Annotated in this window: 16 protein-coding genes and 1 riboswitch; of the genes, 4 read left to right on the top strand and 12 right to left on the bottom strand. The window is 65.5% G+C overall.

The annotated features are described in order from the left end of the window. Nucleotides 1-4: 4 nt before the first annotated feature. Nucleotides 5-1,471 carry a cardiolipin synthase gene (gene cls, locus H9639_RS10735; protein ID WP_404799746.1) on the bottom strand — a complete coding sequence of 489 codons (1,467 nt, stop codon included), beginning with the start codon at nt 1,469-1,471 and terminating at the stop codon, nt 5-7. Between the two features lie 91 nt (nt 1,472-1,562). Here cls and H9639_RS10740 point away from each other — a divergent pair, with 91 nt between their 5' ends. After that, nucleotides 1,563-2,438 carry an aminodeoxychorismate lyase gene (locus tag H9639_RS10740; protein WP_191808064.1) on the top strand — a complete coding sequence of 292 codons (876 nt, stop codon included), beginning with the start codon at nt 1,563-1,565 and terminating at the stop codon, nt 2,436-2,438. A gap of 6 nt (nt 2,439-2,444) precedes the next feature. Here the strand turns inward: H9639_RS10740 and H9639_RS10745 are convergent, their stop codons facing one another. From H9639_RS10745 to H9639_RS10755, 3 genes are read right to left on the bottom strand one after another with little or no spacing between them, the layout of a single operon-like run. After that, the gene (locus H9639_RS10745; RefSeq protein ID WP_191808065.1) at nt 2,445-3,257 is read right to left on the bottom strand and encodes an energy-coupling factor transporter transmembrane component T family protein; all 813 of its coding nucleotides are present in this window, start codon (nt 3,255-3,257) and stop codon (nt 2,445-2,447) included. Beyond that, nucleotides 3,254-4,840, bottom strand: a complete 1,587-nt coding sequence (locus tag H9639_RS10750) for an ABC transporter ATP-binding protein (protein ID WP_191808066.1) — start codon at nt 4,838-4,840, stop codon at nt 3,254-3,256. Before H9639_RS10750 ends, H9639_RS10745 begins: the two co-directional genes overlap by 4 nt. Nucleotides 4,841-4,844: 4 nt before the next feature. Beyond that, a complete protein-coding gene (locus H9639_RS10755) occupies nt 4,845-5,450 on the bottom strand; it encodes an ECF transporter S component (protein WP_191808067.1) in 606 nt (201 codons plus the stop codon). 58 nt (nt 5,451-5,508) lie between these two features. Then, a riboswitch (TPP riboswitch) is annotated at nt 5,509-5,646 on the bottom strand. A gap of 106 nt (nt 5,647-5,752) precedes the next feature. Between H9639_RS10755 and H9639_RS10760 the strand changes: the two genes are divergently transcribed. Beyond that, nucleotides 5,753-6,016, top strand: a complete 264-nt coding sequence (locus H9639_RS10760) for a DUF4235 domain-containing protein (RefSeq protein ID WP_191808068.1) — start codon at nt 5,753-5,755, stop codon at nt 6,014-6,016. A gap of 58 nt (nt 6,017-6,074) precedes the next feature. Here H9639_RS10760 and mnhG read toward each other — a convergent pair whose 3' ends face one another. The 6 genes from mnhG to H9639_RS10790 are packed head-to-tail and all read right to left on the bottom strand — an operon-like array spanning nt 6,075 to nt 12,552. Beyond that, nucleotides 6,075-6,605 (bottom strand): monovalent cation/H(+) antiporter subunit G, encoded by a 531-nt coding sequence (gene mnhG, locus H9639_RS17280; protein WP_191808069.1) that lies wholly within the window; start codon nt 6,603-6,605, stop codon nt 6,075-6,077. A gap of 2 nt (nt 6,606-6,607) precedes the next feature. Beyond that, nucleotides 6,608-6,868 (bottom strand): monovalent cation/H+ antiporter complex subunit F, encoded by a 261-nt coding sequence (locus H9639_RS10770; protein ID WP_404799665.1) that lies wholly within the window; start codon nt 6,866-6,868, stop codon nt 6,608-6,610. Then, on the bottom strand, nt 6,865-7,461 hold the full coding sequence (locus tag H9639_RS10775; protein WP_225219461.1) for a Na+/H+ antiporter subunit E: 597 nt from the start codon (nt 7,459-7,461) through the stop codon (nt 6,865-6,867). Before H9639_RS10775 ends, H9639_RS10770 begins: the two co-directional genes overlap by 4 nt. Beyond that, nucleotides 7,458-9,068, bottom strand: coding sequence for a Na+/H+ antiporter subunit D (locus H9639_RS10780; protein ID WP_191747752.1), 1,611 nt, complete (start codon nt 9,066-9,068; stop codon nt 7,458-7,460). The genes H9639_RS10775 and H9639_RS10780 overlap by 4 nt, the downstream gene beginning before the upstream one ends. Then, entirely contained in the window at nt 9,065-9,553 is a 489-nt protein-coding gene (locus H9639_RS10785) for a Na(+)/H(+) antiporter subunit C (RefSeq protein ID WP_191808070.1), read from the bottom strand. The genes H9639_RS10780 and H9639_RS10785 overlap by 4 nt, the downstream gene beginning before the upstream one ends. Continuing rightward, nucleotides 9,550-12,552: a Na+/H+ antiporter subunit A gene (locus tag H9639_RS10790; protein WP_191808071.1), complete on the bottom strand. Its 3,003-nt coding sequence runs from the start codon at nt 12,550-12,552 to the stop codon at nt 9,550-9,552. The genes H9639_RS10785 and H9639_RS10790 overlap by 4 nt, the downstream gene beginning before the upstream one ends. A 200-nt stretch (nt 12,553-12,752) precedes the next feature. Here H9639_RS10790 and H9639_RS10795 point away from each other — a divergent pair, with 200 nt between their 5' ends. Then, on the top strand, nt 12,753-14,108 hold the full coding sequence (locus H9639_RS10795; protein ID WP_225219502.1) for an MFS transporter: 1,356 nt from the start codon (nt 12,753-12,755) through the stop codon (nt 14,106-14,108). Between the two features lie 49 nt (nt 14,109-14,157). Here the strand turns inward: H9639_RS10795 and dcd are convergent, their stop codons facing one another. Continuing rightward, nucleotides 14,158-14,733: a dCTP deaminase gene (gene dcd / locus H9639_RS10800; protein ID WP_191808073.1), complete on the bottom strand. Its 576-nt coding sequence runs from the start codon at nt 14,731-14,733 to the stop codon at nt 14,158-14,160. 19 nt (nt 14,734-14,752) lie between these two features. After that, nucleotides 14,753-15,604, bottom strand: a complete 852-nt coding sequence (locus H9639_RS10805) for a tryptophan 2,3-dioxygenase (RefSeq protein ID WP_191808074.1) — start codon at nt 15,602-15,604, stop codon at nt 14,753-14,755. A 160-nt stretch (nt 15,605-15,764) separates the two neighbouring features. Between H9639_RS10805 and H9639_RS10810 the strand changes: the two genes are divergently transcribed. Beyond that, complete coding sequence (locus H9639_RS10810) at nt 15,765-16,274, top strand: SseB family protein (RefSeq protein WP_191808075.1); 510 nt, start codon at nt 15,765-15,767, stop codon at nt 16,272-16,274. The last annotated feature ends 142 nt before the right edge of the window (nt 16,275-16,416 follow it).

A 16,416-nucleotide genomic window follows, 5' to 3' on the forward strand; every position in this document is an offset into this window, starting at 1 on the left:
CCGGCTACTGCAGGGTGGCGGTCAGCCGCGCGACGTTATCGATGTACCGCTGCCACAGCGGCCGGTTCCGCCACTCCTCCAAGACCAGTTCCTTGGACAGGTTCCGGTAGGTGTCCTCGATCTGACGCATCTTTTCGACGATGTTTCCGCCGTACATCATCATGGACACTTCAAGGTTCAGCGAGAAGGACCGCATGTCCATGTTGGACGAGCCCAGGACGGCGACGTCGTTGTCCACGGTGAAGTGCTTGGCGTGCAGCACCAGCGGCGCCGGGTACAGCCAGATCCGGATACCCGATTCCAGCAGGGCCTCATAGTAGGAGCGCTGGGCGTGATCCACCAGGAACTGGTCCCCTCGCTCGGAGACAAACAGTTCCACCTGCACGCCGCGCTGCGCCGCCGTCGTAATCGCGTACAGCAGCGAATCGTCCGGAACGAAGTAGGGGCTGGTGATGGAGATCCGTTCCGAAGCGGAGTAGATCAGCGAGGTGAAGAGCCGCAGGTTGTTTTCCGTGGTGAAACCCGGTCCGCTGGGAACCACCTGGCAGGTGACGTCCCCGGGCTCGTAGGTCCACTCGTACAGGCTGAGCTCGCGCTCGAGGTTCTCATCGGTCTCCATGTTCCAGTCGGTGGCGAAGACGACGTTGATTTCGTCGACCGCGGGACCCTCGAGCCGGCACATCAGTTCCACCCATTTGCGGCCGAGCCGGTGGTTGCCGGGCTTGCGGTACCCCGGTTCCACCAGGTTCTGTGACCCGGTGAAGCCCAGAACACCGTCGACCACCAGGATCTTGCGGTGGTTGCGCAGGTCCGGACGGCGCCAGTGTCCGCGCAGCGGCTGGATGGGCAGCATCGGATGCCACTGGATGGCGCTGGACTTCAGTTCTTTGAGCAGCTGGCGGTACCCCTTCACCCGCAGCGTTCCAATGTGGTCGAACAGGAGCCGTACCTTGACCCCCCGGCCCGCTGCGTCCTTCAGGGCCGCGAAGAAATCCCGGGTGACGGCGTCGTAGCTCATGATGTAGAACTCGACGTGGACGTAACTCTCCGCGGTACGGACCGCCTCAGTCATCTCGCGGATGGACTGCTCATAGTCCCGCTGCAGCTCCACCTTGTTGCCGTCCAGGCTGGGCAGCGAGCCCAGCCGCCGGTTCAGCTCGACGGCGGACATTACCCATTCCGGGCCCAGATAGGAACTGGATTGGGCTTCCAGCTCGCGGGTGTTGTCGCGGACCCTGCGGTTGATGAGGGTCTGGCGCTCCACACGCTGTTCAGAAAGGCGGTGATTACCGAACAGAGTGAACAGGATGATGCCAGGAACCGGCAGGAAGAAGATGCACAGCAACCAGGCCATGGCTGTGGTGGGCCGGCGGTTTCCGGGGACCACGCCCAGGGCGATGATCCGGATCGCGAAGTCCAGGATCGTTAAAACCGTCGCCAGCCAGTTCGGAGTCGTAACCGTCCACCACACGCTTCTTTTCCCTCCAACAGGCCGAACGTCCCCCCAGCCTAGTCGGCTGGGGACCCTGGTTGTGGCCCGCGGGCACACTACGCTGGGACGCATGAGTGTTTTGGTTTTTCTCGATCCCGCTTTCCCATCCGGCCGCGTGGCCGATGCCTCCGTTCCGCAGCTGCTTGCGACTGACCTCGGCGCTACCCGGGGAGACGGGGTTTTCGAATCCATGCTGGCGGTGGACGGTCACCCGCGGAAGCTTGCATCCCATCTGAGCCGGATGGCGGGATCAGCTTCAGCCCTGGGCCTGGAGTTCCCTTCGGCGGACACATGGGAACCTGCAATCGGCACTGCCCTGGCCGAATTCACGCGGAAGTACGGGGATCAGCAGGCCGTTGTGAAGCTGCTCCTGACCCGCGGGCCTGAAGGCGCTGACCGCCCGACGGCCTGGGTCCAGGCGTCCCCGGTGCCGGCGTCCGCTGCCGAACAGCGGCAGACCGGGCTCGATGTGCTGCTGCTGGAACGCGGATATGACAGCACGTTGGCCGAGCGGGCCCCCTGGCTGCTCCTCGGTTCCAAGACGCTCTCCTACGCCGTAAATATGGCCGCGATCCGCTACGCCCGGGAGCACGGAGCCGACGATGTGATCTTTACCTCTTCGGACGGACTGGTCCTGGAAGGACCCACCTCCACAGTGGTTCTGGCCGAGGTCAAGGACGGAGTGAAGACCCTCCTGACCCCGGAGCTGGAGAGCGGGATCCTTCCTGGCACCACCCAGAGTGCCCTGTTCGACGCCGCCGCCAAGTCCGGCTGGCAGCTCGGCTACGGCCCCTTGCGGCCGGAGCGCCTCCGGCAGGCCGACGGCGTGTGGCTGGTTTCCAGCATTCGGCTGCTCGCACCGGTGAAGTCAATCGACGGTAATGCCATTCCCGTGTCACCGGAGCTGACGGCGGAGCTTGCAGCCCTGGTGGAAACCGTCCTGTAACCGCACCTAGGTCAGGATGAAGTTGTAGGTTCCCGCCACCACAGCCGCAGCCACCGCGGCAGCGGCCAAGCCCACACCGTAGAGCAGCACCCAGACATCCACGCGGCTAAACGTGGAGGTCCGGGCCCAGGTCCGGGGTCCTCCGCCGAATCCGCGGGCCTCCATCGCCACGGCCAGCCGCGTGGCGCGGCGGATTGCCTGCACCAGCAGGGCCAAACCCTGGCCCAGCAGATTCCGGAACCGTCCCAGCGGTCCGCCCGCCGTGTCAGCTCCGCGGGCATGGCGGGCCAGTCCCAGGGTGCGCCATTCCTCCACCAGCAGTCCCACCAGCCGCATCGCGGCCAGCGCACCGAGCACAAACCTGGCGGGCAGATGCAGCCGCTGGGCCAGTGCGTCGGCAAGGTCAGTGGGATCGGTGGACACGAGGAGGAAGATTCCCGGCAGGGCAATGGCGAGGCCGCGCAGTCCAATGGCAATACCGGCGGCCACGGAATCGGTGGTGAACAGCAGCGGACCTGCGTGCAGCACAACGCTTCCGGTCTTTTCCGCCAGCAGTGCGGTTCCGTAGGCGCCAATGGCCGCCGCGATGATCAGGGGCCAGATCCGTTTCAGCAGCGTCCAGGGATGGATGCGCAGCAGCGGGAGCAGCAGCAGTTCCCCGGCCAGCACCACCGTGGCGCTGACCCAGTCAACCGTGAGCAGCACAGCCGCTGTCACAGCTACCGCCGCCGCCAGCGTGGACAGGGGGTTCGCAGCGGACAGAGCCGAGTCACGAGTGCTGCCTGCCACCGTGCCGGGACGCAGGGTAACCGCACTCATTGCGCGCCTGACGGGGTCCGGCCGGAAACCGGAAGGAGTTCCTCCACCCGTCCCCCGGAGACCCGCAGCGTCCGGCAGCCAAGGGCAGCGGTGAACTCGCGGTCATGGGTCACCGAGACCACCGCACAGCCGTGAACATCGCGCTGCTCGGTCAGCAGTGCCACGAGTTCACGCCAGGTGTTGGCGTCCTGCCCAAAGGTGGGTTCGTCCAGGAGGAGGATGTCCGGGGCGGTGGCGAGCATGGTCGCCACCGACAGCCGGCGTTTCTCCCCGCCGGAGAGAGTGAAGGGGTTGACCGGCAGCAGGGACTGCAGCCGCAGCCGCTCCGCCAGCCGCCCCACAACGGCCTCCACCTCGGTCTCGCTCCGGCCGGCCCGCCGCGGCCCGAAGGCCAGCTCGTTATGGACCGATCCGGTGAGGAACTGATGCTCCGGTTCCTGGAATACCGTGCCGATCCGGGTGACCAGCTGGGCGGACTTCCATCTAAACGGCACGCTGCCGGCGCCGCGGGCCAATGGAGGTGCCGCCGCGAGATCCCCGCCGCGCGGACGCAGGAGCCCGCCCAGGGTCAGCGCCAGGGTGGATTTACCGGCACCGTTAGGCCCGGTGATGCCCACGGCGGTTCCGGCCTGCAGGGAGAGGTCTACTCCCGCCAGCACCGGCTGCCCCTTGGCGGTCCGGGCCACGTCCAAGCTCCGTGCCACCAACAGATCGGTTCCCGCTCCCGGGCCCGCAGGCGCCGGCGGGACAATATCCCGCGCGGGGAAGAGCATTGCGGCCCCTGAGCCTGCCCCGGACCCTGACCCGGGCCCGGCCGCCGATCCGGCACCCGGGAGCCACACACCTGCCTCCGCAAGCCGGCTGCGGGTCCCGGCACCGGACAGCACCTGATCGGGTGGCCCGTCAGCAAGGATCCCGCCACCGGCGTCGAGCACTATCACCCGGTCCACAAGCTCTGCCCACGCCGCTACCCGGTGCTCCACCACAATCAGTGTGGCTCCGGTGCGGTCCAGGACCCGGGCTACGGCGTCCCGGATTTCCAGCACCCCGTCGGGGTCCAGGTTCGCGGTCGGTTCATCCAGCAGCAGCAATCCGGGCTGCATGGCCAGGATGGACGCCAGGGCCAGCCGCTGCTTCTGCCCGCCGGACAGCGCCGCGGTGGAGTGGTTCAGCGGAACCGCCAGTCCGACGTCGTCCAGCGCCGCCCGCACCCGCTCCCAGATCTCGTCCCGGGCAATGCCAAGGTTTTCGGCCCCAAAGGCAACCTCGTCTCCCACCCGGGAGAGCACAATCTGGCTGTCCGGATCCTGCAGCAGCAGTCCGGCGCGGCCCCGCGCTGCCTGGGGATGGACGCCGTCGAGCGTCAGCGAACCCGATTCGGTTCCACCGGTGTCCTCGCCAAGAACCCCGGCGAGGGCATGGAGCAGGGTTGATTTGCCGGCGCCGGACGCACCGAGGAGCAGAACCCGCTCGCCGGGACGGATCGAAAAGTCCGCCCCGGCCACAGCGGGCCGTTTACGCCCGGCGTGCCGCCAGCCCCAGTTGTGGGCGCTGACAGCCACAGGAGAGGTCCGTTGCTGCATGGTTTTACACGTCCGCCGTACGGCCTGCCGCGAACGGGGACAGCACCCCGGTCCGTGCCAGCGCCCGCACCGCAAGCCAGGACAGCAGACCGGCCAGCACCAGACCGGATACCGCTGCGAAACCGGTGTAGAGCGCCTGCCATTGGAAGGCCCATTCGGGTTTGTACAGGATCGATTCACTGACACCCAGGAAGAGTCCGGATCCCAGCCCGGCCAGGAGGGCCACAGGCAGAGTGAACTTCCGGTAGAGGAACAGCAGGAAGACCAGTTCCGCTCCCAGCCCCTGGATAGCACCGGAAAGCAGCACGGAGAGGCCAAACTGGGTGCCCAGGACGCCGGAGACGGCTGCGGCCAGGACCTCACAGTAAATGGCTGCGCCAGGCTTGCGGATAATCAGTCCGCCCAGGACACCGGCAATCAGCCAGCCGCCGGTGTACAGCCCGCCGATCGGCGGGAAGGCAAGGACCAGGGCCTCGACCCCGCCGTAGGCCAGTGACCAGGCCCAGAAAACGACGCCGACGGCCACTGCGAGCACCGAAGCGACAACGATGTCCACAACCCGCCACGAAAACGGGCTGCGCGCAGGTGCCCGTTGAAGAGTGTGTTCCATAAAAAGTTTCCTCCTGTATTCAGGAGGGGAGGGAAACCCCCGCGTTCTGCGGCGGTGCACCCCTGAGATCTCGACTCCCTTCGCCGGTACTAACCGGAGCAGGTTCGAGGGTCTGCGGCTTGGTCCGCACTCTCAGCGCCCGAATTCCCCGCCCGGTTACCGGATCGGAGGAAGCGGCGCTCCCCTGTCGTGTGTATGCGAGGTCCACTGTACACGCAGTCCACCGGGGTTTCGGGTTGTTTTGGGTTCCTGCGCAGGTAGCGTAGGAAGCGATAGCACCGAACAAACGCCAAGGAGCGCATATGAACCTGATCCTGAAACTGCTCGGAACCGGCGTGAGCGTCGGCGCGGGCCTGGCTTCCGCAAAGATCCTGGACTTCATCTGGACGAAGGCCACGGGTAACGAACCGCCCAAGGACAAAGACGGTGCCCTCGACGTGAGCCTGCGCTCCGCCGTCATTTTCGCCTTGGTTTCCGGCGCCGTCAGCCAGGTCATCCGGGTCCTGACCAACCGCGGCACGCAGAAGGCAATCGCCCGCTACAACCGCACCCCCGAGGTTGTCTAGGCACCTCTGAACCGGTTTCCCGGCAGCGCACTAGCTGCTGGGAAACCGCTTTCGTTTTCTATCCCTCCCGGCTGCGGCCGGGCGGGCGGGCACGTCCCTCGGCTTCGGCGCGGGAATGTTCCATCGCTTCCTCATCGAGGTCACCCGTGTAGAAGGTGCCGTCCGGCTCCTGGCCGGGATCGTCGTCGACCTTTGGATCGGCCGACTCTCCCTCGTCTTCAGCAGCCGCCTCAAACATCAGGCGCTGTGCACGCTCCACCACGTCATCAAGCTCGTCGATGGTCAGCAGCTCCGGGCGCAGGTGCTTGGTCCGGTAGCCGGCCCGGCCCACCATATGCGCCGAGACCGGAGCGGTGAGCAGCTGGAAAATCCAGCACACCGCCAGGATGGGCAGAAGCACCCAGCTGCGGAACTCCACGGCCATGGCCATCAGGAACAGCAGCAGGCCCAGGACCTGCGGTTTGGACGCTGCGTGCATCCGGCTCATGAGGTCCGGGAAGCGCATGAGCCCGATGGCGGCGGCAAGTGACATCAGGGCACCGCCGAGCAGCAGGACCGCGACGATTACGTCGATCACGTTTTCACTCACGGCTACCTCCTGTCCGTCACGAAGCGGGCCACGGTCACTGAACCGATGAAACCGATCAGCGAGATTGCAATCAGCAGGGCCAGGAAATCCAGGTTCCGGTGAATCACCATCTCAATCACCAGGGCACCGCCCAGGATTGCCAGCAGCACATCCGCTGCCAGCACGCGGTCCAGGATCGACGGACCGCGGACAATCCGGAAGATCGCCCCGGCAGCGGCGACGGCGAGCATAACGGCCGCGGCTATGATCACGGCAGCCATCAGCTGACCTTTCCGTTCCGCAGTTCCCTGAGGTCTTTTTGCTCGGCACGCACCAGCGCGAGGTCCTCCTTGGTTCCGATGGCCCGGATCAGCCAGGACTCGGTGGCCCGGACATCATCGCGGACTTTTTCTGCGGCTTCCTGGGTATCCACGCCCAGGCAGTGGAGGTAGAGCGTGGACGTGGAACGGTCCACTTCCACTACCAGGGACCCGGGGATCAGGGACAGTGAGTGACCGGTGGCCGTCACCAGCAGGTCGGAGTGGCTGCGCAGTTTGACGGCGACGACGGCGTTGCGGATTTTGGGTCCGTGCGCAATGGCCTGCCACAGCACCTGGACCGAAGCCACCACCAGTTTGTAGAGGAACCGGACGCCGAAGCCGAGTGCGTAGATGAGGTTGAACCGGCCGCTGAGATCCACCGGCGGCAGGTAGAAGATGTTGGTGACCACGAAGGCAATAAGCGCACCGAAGACCAGGTTGCCCAGGCTGAAGTCCTGCCAGAGGGCTCCCCACAGCAGGACGAGCCAGATGATCAGCGGCAGTTCCTTGAGCAGCGGAATCCGCGGGTGGTTACGCATGCGGGCTTTTTTGGTCATCGGACGTTCCCCTCACCGAAGACGGCTTCGATGTACGGTGTCCGGTCCAGCAGGTCCTGGGCAGCCCGGTCGCTGAGCGAGAAGAGCGGCCCGGCGAGCACTGTCAGGGCTACACCCAGGGCCACCAGCCCGATCGTCGGGTAGACCATGGACCGCGGCAGCAGGTTCACCGTGGAACGGCCGGCGAAGCGTCCGCTCTGGTGTTCCCGGACGTTACCGGAATCGCGGACGGCGCTGCCGTCCGGGGTGGTTGCCAGCAGGATCGGATCCGGGTGCACGGCATCTTCCGGCGTGCGCCAGAAGGCGCGGTTCCACACCCGGGCCATCACCAGCAGGGTCAGCAGCGACGTAAGCACGCTGGCTGCGACCAACACGTAGGCCAGCGGGGTTCCCAGGTCAACGCCGGCCTGCATCAGACCCAGTTTTCCAAGGAACCCGGAGAAGGGCGGGATGCCGGCAAGGTTGATGGCCGGGATGAAGTAGAGCACTGCCAGCAGCGGGGACAGCTTGGCCAATCCGCCCAGCCGGTCCATGTTGGCTGTCCCGCCCCGGCGTTCGATCAGTCCTGTGACCAGGAAGAGACTGGTCTGCACGGTGATGTGGTGCACCACGTAGAAGACCGCGGCGCCGATGCCGACCACGGAGGCGACAGCCAGCCCGAACACCATGTAGCCGATGTGGCTGACCAGCGTGAAGGAGAGCATACGTTTGATGTCGGTCTGCGCCAGGGCACCGAGGATACCCACCAGCATGGTCAGCCCGGCCACGATCATCAGCAGCGTGTTGATCCGGTCCCCCGGGAACAACAGTGTTTCGGTGCGGACCATGGCGTACACGCCAACCTTGGTCAGCAGGCCCGCGAACACCGCGGTGACGGGCGCAGGAGCGGTCGGATAGGAGTCCGGCAGCCAGAAGGACAACGGGAAAACGGCAGCCTTGATGCCAAAGGCCACCAGCAGCATCAGGTGCAGCATCATCTGCGTGCCCGGGTCCAGCTCCCCCAGCTTCGTGGCCAGATCAGCCATGTTCACTGTGCCGGTGGCCGCGTAGATCATGGCGATCGCGATCAGGAACAGCACGGAGGAAATGACGCTGACGACGACGTAGGTCACGCCGGCGCGGATGCGGGGCGTGGTGCCGCCCAGCGTCATCAGCACGTAGCTGGCCGTCAGCAGGATCTCGAAGCCCACGTACAGGTTGAACAGGTCTCCGGCCAGGAAGGCGTTGGAGACTCCGGCCACCAGGATCAGATAGGTCGGATGGAAGATCGAGATGGGTCCGTCTTCGTCGCCGTCGGCCATGCCCTGGCCGGCAGCGTAGATCAGCACCGCCAGGCTGATGGCCGTGGAGACCACGAGCATGAGGGCGGAGAACTGGTCCACCACCATGGTGATGCCGAAGGGCGGGAGCCAGCCGCCGATGTTCACGGCCTGCGCCCCGGTTTCCCAGACAGCGGTCAGCAGGAAGCACTCGAGCAGCAGGGTCAGGGTCAGCACGCTGATGCTGACGATCCGCTGGGAACGCTGGTGCCGGATCAGGATGAAGGCCAGCGCCGCACCAAAGAAGGGCAGGACAACGGCGAGCGGGGCAAAACTGGAAGCGTTCATCGTTTTGCCTCTCCTGTGGTTCCGGTGCCCGCGCCGCGCTGCGACCCGGGTGCTTCTTCGGCTTCCTCCGCCGGTGTGAACTCCGTGGTGTCCTCGGGGACATCGGCGTCGTCTTCCGCGTCGTAGCTGCTCTGGCTGGCCACGCGGCGGTCTTCGATGTCGTCCTGCACTTCGTCCTGCCGTCCAAGGACCCAGGAGCGGTAAATGATGCCGAGCATAAACGCGGTCACGGAGAAGGAGATCACGATGGACGTGAGGATGAACGCCTGCGGCAGCGGATCGTTGTAATCCTCCGGCGGAATCTCCGCGTTGAACAGCGGCGCCAGCCCCTCATAACCGCCCGTGGCAAGGAGCAGGATGTTGGTGGCGTTGGTCATCATGGCCAGGCCCAGCACCACCCTGGTAAGGCTGCGCTCAAGGAGCAGGTAGATGCCGGCGGCGTACAGTGTGCCCATAATCAGCAGCAGTGTGATGTTCACGCTCATCGGGACACTCCTTCCGCATCCAGCAGTTCCGGTTCGGGTTCGATCAGGTCCTCATCGTCGGAGGACCCGCCTTCGCTGCGTTCATCAATCTCAGAACCGAGGCTGCGGAGCACATCGAGGACCAGGCCGACGACGACCAGGTAGACGCCGATGTCGAAAATCGTGGAGGTGACGAACTTGATGTCACCGAAGACCGGCCAGGTGAAGCTCAGGATCGCGGTTTGCAGGATCTGTCCGCCGAAGAACAGGGGCGCGGCTGCGGAGAGCGCGGCCAGGCCAAGCCCGCCGCCCAGGAGCATGCCCGCACTGACCGGGGTAGCTTCGGCAAGTTCGAACCGGCCGCCGGCCAGGTAGCGGATAGTCAGCGCCAGGCCTGCCATCAGGCCGCCGGCGAAACCGCCGCCCGGGGCATTGTGCCCGGCGATCAGCAGGTAGACAGAGAAGACGATCACGGAGTGGAAGAGCAGGCGGGTGATCACCTCGAAGATGATCGACCGGCGTTCCGGGGCCAGTGTCCGGCCGGCCACCAGCCATGCTTCGCGCGCCACTGTGGAGAACTTGCGTGCCAGCGCGAGCGTGGCTGCCTCCCGGTCGGAGGAACCAAAGTGCTCGCGTCCGCGGTCCACCGATCCGGTGGCAACCTCGTCGGCGCGGCGCCGTTTGTCGCCCCGCCCGCGGATGAAGATCAGGGAGGCGACACCGGTGGCGGCCATGGTCAGCACGGAGATCTCACCAAAGGTGTCCCATGCACGGATGTCCACCAGGGTGACGTTGACGATGTTGAGTCCCCCGCCGCCCTTGTAGGCCAGCTCCGGGTAGGCCAGGGAAATCGGCTCGGCCACGCGGGAGGCCATCGCGGACATCGCGAACACCACCATCGCAGCGCCGAAGCTGATTCCCAGCAGGGCGCGCAGCAGCCGCTGGCCGGTGGGCTCCCGCTTCCAGAGCCGGGCCGGCAGGGAACGCAGGGCCAGCACGAATGCGACCAGCACGATCGTCTCCACCAGCATCTGGGTCAGAGCCAGGTCAGGAGCACCCTGCAGCGCGAAGATCAGGGCGATTCCGTAGCCGCTGACGCTGACCATCAGCACGGCCAGGAAACGCTTGTTGGCCCGGGCAGCGCCCAGGGCACCGATCACCACGGCAGCACCGATGACCGCCTGCACGGGCGAATCGAACCAGTGGAAATTCTCCGGCATCTGGGCGCCGCGGAAAATCACGGCGGCAAGCGGGCTGATGATGGCCATGGACAGGATCACGAAGAGGTAGAACGTCAGTGAACCGCGCTGAGTGCGGCCGGTGACCCATACCGCGGCGTCGTCGAGCAGGCCGATAAGCCCGCGGTAGGAACGCTCGGCGTCGAGCGGACTCGCGGTGAGCGTCTGGAACCGTTCCACTCGTTCGCGCTGCCAGAACAGCAGCAGGCCGACGGCGATGGTGACACCGGTCAGCCCCAGCGCCGGAGTGAATCCATGCCACAGGGCAAGATGCGTCACCGGGCCGTCTGCGGGGTAGAGATCCGCGTAGGGTGTGGCCGCGGTGTCCAGCGGCCTGGGCCAAAGACCGAACACCAGGGTGGCAGCGGCCAGCAGGGCCGGCGGGGCCAGGAACGGCCACGACACCGGCTTGAACGCCGTCGGCTCGCAGGTTGCCTTGGTGGCGAATCCGCCCCAGACGAAGCGGCAGCTGTACGCGAAGGTCAGGATGGCACCGGCGACGACGCCGATCAGCAGGATCCAGCCGGTGAGGTTGTTCTCATGCCCGGCGTAGTGGACGTAGGTTTCGTACACCGATTCCTTCGCCACAAAACCCAGCAGCGGCGGCAGACCCGCCATCGATGCGGCACCGATGACGGCGACGGCGGCCAGCAGCGGCGCGGAGCGTCCAACTCCGGAGAGCTTGCGGATGTCGCGGGTTCCGGCCTGGTGGTCGATGATGCCGACAACCAGGAAGAGGGTCGCCTTAAAGAATCCGTGCGCGAGCAGCAGGCCGATGCCCGCGATGGCGGCCTCGCGGTTGCCCAGTCCCACCACCAGGGTGAGGAAGCCCAGCTGGCTCACCGTTCCATAAGCGAGCATGAGCTTCAGGTCGTGCTGGCGCAGCGCCCGCCAGCCGCCCAGCAGGAGCGTGGCCAGGCCGAGGACGGAGATGACTGCACTCCAGTAGGCAGTCTCTGAGAACCCCGGAGCCAGGCGGGCAATCAGGTAGATGCCGGCCTTCACCATGGCAGCAGCATGCAGGTACGCGCTGACAGGCGTGGGTGCAGCCATGGCCGCCGGGAGCCAGAAGTGGAAGGGCAGCAGCGCGGACTTGGATACGGCCCCGACGAGCATCAGCACGATCGCGACGTCCACGATCACGCCGCTGGCGACAAGTTCCGGCGCCATCGCCATGATTTCGGAAATCCGGTACGTGCCGGCAACTGAGCCGAGCATGATCATTCCCACAAGCATCGCCAGGCCGCCGAAGGTGGTGACGATCAGTGCCTGCAGTGCCGCACGGCGGGCCGAAAGCCGGTGGGCCGCGTAGCCGATCAGCAGGTAGGACAGGATGGTGGTCAGTTCCCAGAAGATGAACAGCAGGATCAGGTCATCTGCCGTAACGAGGCCGAACATCGCCGCAGCGAAGGCCAGAAGCTGGGAACCGAAGGCCCCCATCTTGGGATCTTCCGGGCGGAAGTAGCGCGCGCAGTAGAACAGGACCAGGGAACCGACGCCGAGGATCAGGATGGACAGGTCCGCGGACAGCGCATCCATGCGGAAGGCGAGTTCAACGCGGAGGTCCGGAATCCAGGGGATCACCACGGACGGCGGGGCATTCGGTGCACCCGAGGAAAGGCTCTGGTCAGCCCCGGTGTAGGAGGGGAACGTGGCCATCAGCCAGATGAACGCCCCTGCCGGAACGGCGGCCAGGATGTAGAAGGCTGACCGGCCAAACCACCGGAAGAATAACGGCGCCGCTAATGCCACCGTGAACAAAACGGTGAGCACAACTAGCACGTTAGATCTCCCGGGTTCTCATAGGGTTTACAGGTCAGAACACAGCTTTAGTTATCAACGTTGCGGGCAAGGGGCTGTGTTTATTCTACCCTTGGCATACGCTCAGGCCCATTCGGGTGTGTCCGCTCAGATGCGGAATATTTCCGCGTCCCGTGGCGTTAATAAGGCCGTTGCGGGCTAGCATCTGGGTCATGGCATCAATGACGCACACAACGTCCGGACCTGCGGGAACGCCGGGCACCGTCCGGCGGCGGGAGATTTGGGCGTGGGCTTCGTGGGATTGGGGATCGGCGGCCTTCAACGCCGTGATGACCACGTTCGTCTTCACCGTCTACCTCACCTCCGCCCCGTTTGGCGGTGAGGCCCGGGCCTCGGCGGTGCTGGGCACTGCCCTGGCGATTGCCGGGGTTCTCGTGTTCCTGCTGGCTCCGGTGACCGGGCAGCGCTCCGATGCCGGCGGCCGGCGGAAGCTGTGGCTCGGGATTAACACCGTGGCTGTCTGCGCCGCGACAGGTTTGTGTTTCTTTGTCTACCCCAGCCCGGATTTCCTGCTGCTGGGCGTGGCCCTGATCGCCCTGGCGAACGTGTTCTTCGAATTCGCCAATGTGAACTACTACGCGATGCTCAAGCAGGTATCCACGCCGGGTTCCGTGGGCAAAGTCAGCGGCTTCGGCTGGGCGATGGGCTATGTGGGCGGCATTGCCGCACTGGCACTGGTTCTTGTTGGCTTTATCAACCCCGATGTGGGCTGGTTCGGCGTGACGTCGGAGAACGGCCAGAACATCCGGGCGGTGGCCGTGTTCTCGGCACTCTGGTTCCTGGTCTTCTCGCTGCCCATCTTCTTCACCGTGCCGGAGGTCCCCCGGACCAAAGCCGCCCAGCTGGGCTTCTTCGCCTCCTACGGCCTGTTGTTCCGGCGGATCAAGGCGATTTACCGGACCAGCCCGCACACCCTCTGGTTCCTGCTGGCCAGTGCCGTATTCCGGGACGGCCTGGCGGCCGTCTTCACCTTTGGCGGCGTGATCGCCGCGGGGACCTTCGGCTGGGACCTGCCCCAGGTCATCATGTTCGCTATCTTCGGCAACATCGTCGCAGCGGCCGGAGCCTTCGCCGGCGGCTTCCTGGACGACCGCATCGGCCCCAAACCCGTCATTGTGGGTTCCCTGACCGGTTTGCTGGTGGCGGGTTCGGCCATCGCTGCGCTTGGCCCTGATGAAGCACACCTGTTTGGACTCACCTGGACCGGTGACACGACGTTCTGGATCTTCGGCCTGGCACTGTGCCTGTTCGTTGGGCCGGCGCAGTCCGCGTCGCGTGCGTTCCTGGCCCGGCTTGCCCCGGAAGGCGAGGAGGGGGAGCTGTTCGGCCTGTACGCCACCACCGGACGGGCCGTGAGTTTCCTGGCGCCGTCGCTGTTCGCCATCTTCATCACCATCTTTGGCGCGCAGCGCTACGGCATCATCGGCATTCTGCTGGTTCTGCTGCTGGGCCTGCTTGCCCTGCTGCCGGTGCGCGCCCCGGACCGGACGCCTCAGGCGGTGGTCCCGGAGGTTTAGGGGTTACCTACTCCGGGTGGCCCGCCCGGGGCATCTGGATCTGGGGCACCTAGATGCTGGTGCGGTGGAAGTTCAGGTGGCTGCGCGACGCCGTCGGACCCCGCTGTCCCTGGTAGCGGTTGCCGTAAACGCCGGTTCCGTAGGCGTATTCGGCCGGTGAGCTGAGCTTGAAGAAGCACAGCTGGCCGATCTTCGAGCCGGGCCAGAGTTTGATCGGCAGGGTGGCCATGTTCGAAAGCTCCAGGGTCACGTGCCCCGAGAAACCGGGGTCAATGAAGCCGGCGGTGGAGTGGGTCAGCAGGCCCAGCCGGCCCAGGGAGGACTTGCCCTCGAGGCGGGCAGCGACGTCGTCGGGAAGGGTGACGGTTTCGTAGGTGGAGCCCAGCACAAATTCGCCCGGGTGCAGGATGAAGGGTTCGTCCGGGGCTACTTCCACCAGCCGGGTGAGGTCCGGCTGGTCCAGGGAGGGGTCGATGTGCGCGTACTTGTGGTTGTCGAAAAGCCGGAAATACCGGTCGATCCGCACGTCAACACTGGAAGGCTGGACCATTGCGGGGTCATAGGGATCGAGGACAATCCGCTCGTCGGCAATTTCGGCTCTAATGTCGCGGTCAGATATCAGCACCTTCTAAAAATAGCGCATCTCATCCCTGCCGGATTTCCGTGCGGACCGCGTAAAGCTCAGGGAAAAACGTCAGATCGAGGGCGCTGCGCAGGAAGCCTGCACCGGAGGATCCGCCGGTCCCGCGCTTCATCCCGATGGTCCGCTGGACGGTGAGCAGGTGCCGGAAGCGCCAGAGCTGGAAGTTGTCCTCCAGATCCACCAGCTCCTCACAGGCCTCGTAAATGTCCCAGTTGGCAGCGGGCTCCTCATAGACCTCACGGAAAACGAGCATCAGGGTTTCGTCGAAGGTGTGGGCCTGCCTCACGTCGCGGTCCAGCAGCTCCGCTCCGACGGCGTACCCCCGGCGGTGCAGGACCCGGATGAACTCGTCGTAGACGCTGCTCTCCTCCAGCAGCGCGGCCAGCAGCTCCTGCGCCTGCGGATCAGCGGCAAAGACCTCCAGCATGGCGGCATTCTTGTTGCCCAGCAGGAACTCCACCGCCCTGTACTGATAGGACTGGAACCCGGAGGACGCACCCAGATCGCCCCGGAACTCCGCATATTCAGACGGTGTCAGCGTGGCGAGCACGGACCACTGCTCGGTCAGCGAGCGCTGGATATGTTTGATCCGGGCAATGCCCTTCATGGCTGCCCGCAGGTCATCCGCCATCAGCCGCAGCCGGACACCGCGCAGCTCATGCAGCACCAGTTTCAGCCAAAGCTCCGAGGTCTGGTGCTGGATGATGAACAGCATCTCGTCGTGGTGACCGCTGACCGGGTGCTGGGCGGAGAGAAGCTCCCCGAGGCCCAGATAGGATCCGTAGCTCATTTTCCTGCTGAAGTCCCGCTCAATTTCCGGCTCCAGGTTCCGGGTGTTTTTGTCTACGCTCATCGCTGCTCCGTCTGCGTTAGCGGCGCCTGCCGTGGGTGTTGCCGGGACGCGGTGTCCCGGCTGCGCTGAGCCTACGGTAACTGCCGCCCGTGCTTCTGCGCCCCGGCGCGGCTGTGGAAGACTGGCCGTAAATACACCCCCACCCTCCCAAGGAGTTTCCATGGAGAACGAACCCGGCAGCACCCCGGCATCAGATGAGACCGAAGGCAGCCCGGCGGGCTCCCCCGCACCGGCGACCGCACTGGAAGAGGCCATCGAAGCGGGCCAGGCCGGCGAGATCAGCAACCAGGACGTGATCGCGGCGATCTGGAATGCGGATCTCCTGAGCGTCGGCCGGCTGACCGTGGAGGACGATCCAGCCAGTTTCCAGGCCCTGGTTCTGAAGTCCCCCGAAGGCGCAGCCCCGGTTGCCGCAACCTTCACAGACGCTCAGCGGATTCCGCAGCGCATCCGGGACACCGCGCCGATCATGGTGAAGGCGTCCGGCGAAGCCACCCTGCGCAGCATCGCACCCGGCTATGGGCTGGCGATTAACCCCGGTAATTCGCTGGGCCTTGAACTGGGACCGGAAGGCGTGGCCGCCGTCGTCGCCGCTTTCGACGGTGCCGCAGGAAACGCCGCAGGCACGGCGCCGCAGGCAAACGCAGCGCCGGAAGCCGGGGCCGAATAGCGGCAGTCCGCAGGCAGCACCGGCCCGGTTGGCGGTATTTTGGTTGCCTTATGGCCAACAGGGGCCGGTTTTGCCGCGTCCGGCCTTGCAGTGGGGGTGGCGGCGTCTACTCTGGGGAACCTCACTACAGATGGAGGGCTGT

The sequence above is a fragment of the Arthrobacter gallicola genome (assembly GCF_014836775.1).
In the GTDB taxonomy this organism is placed as follows: domain Bacteria; phylum Actinomycetota; class Actinomycetes; order Actinomycetales; family Micrococcaceae; genus Arthrobacter_B; species Arthrobacter_B gallicola.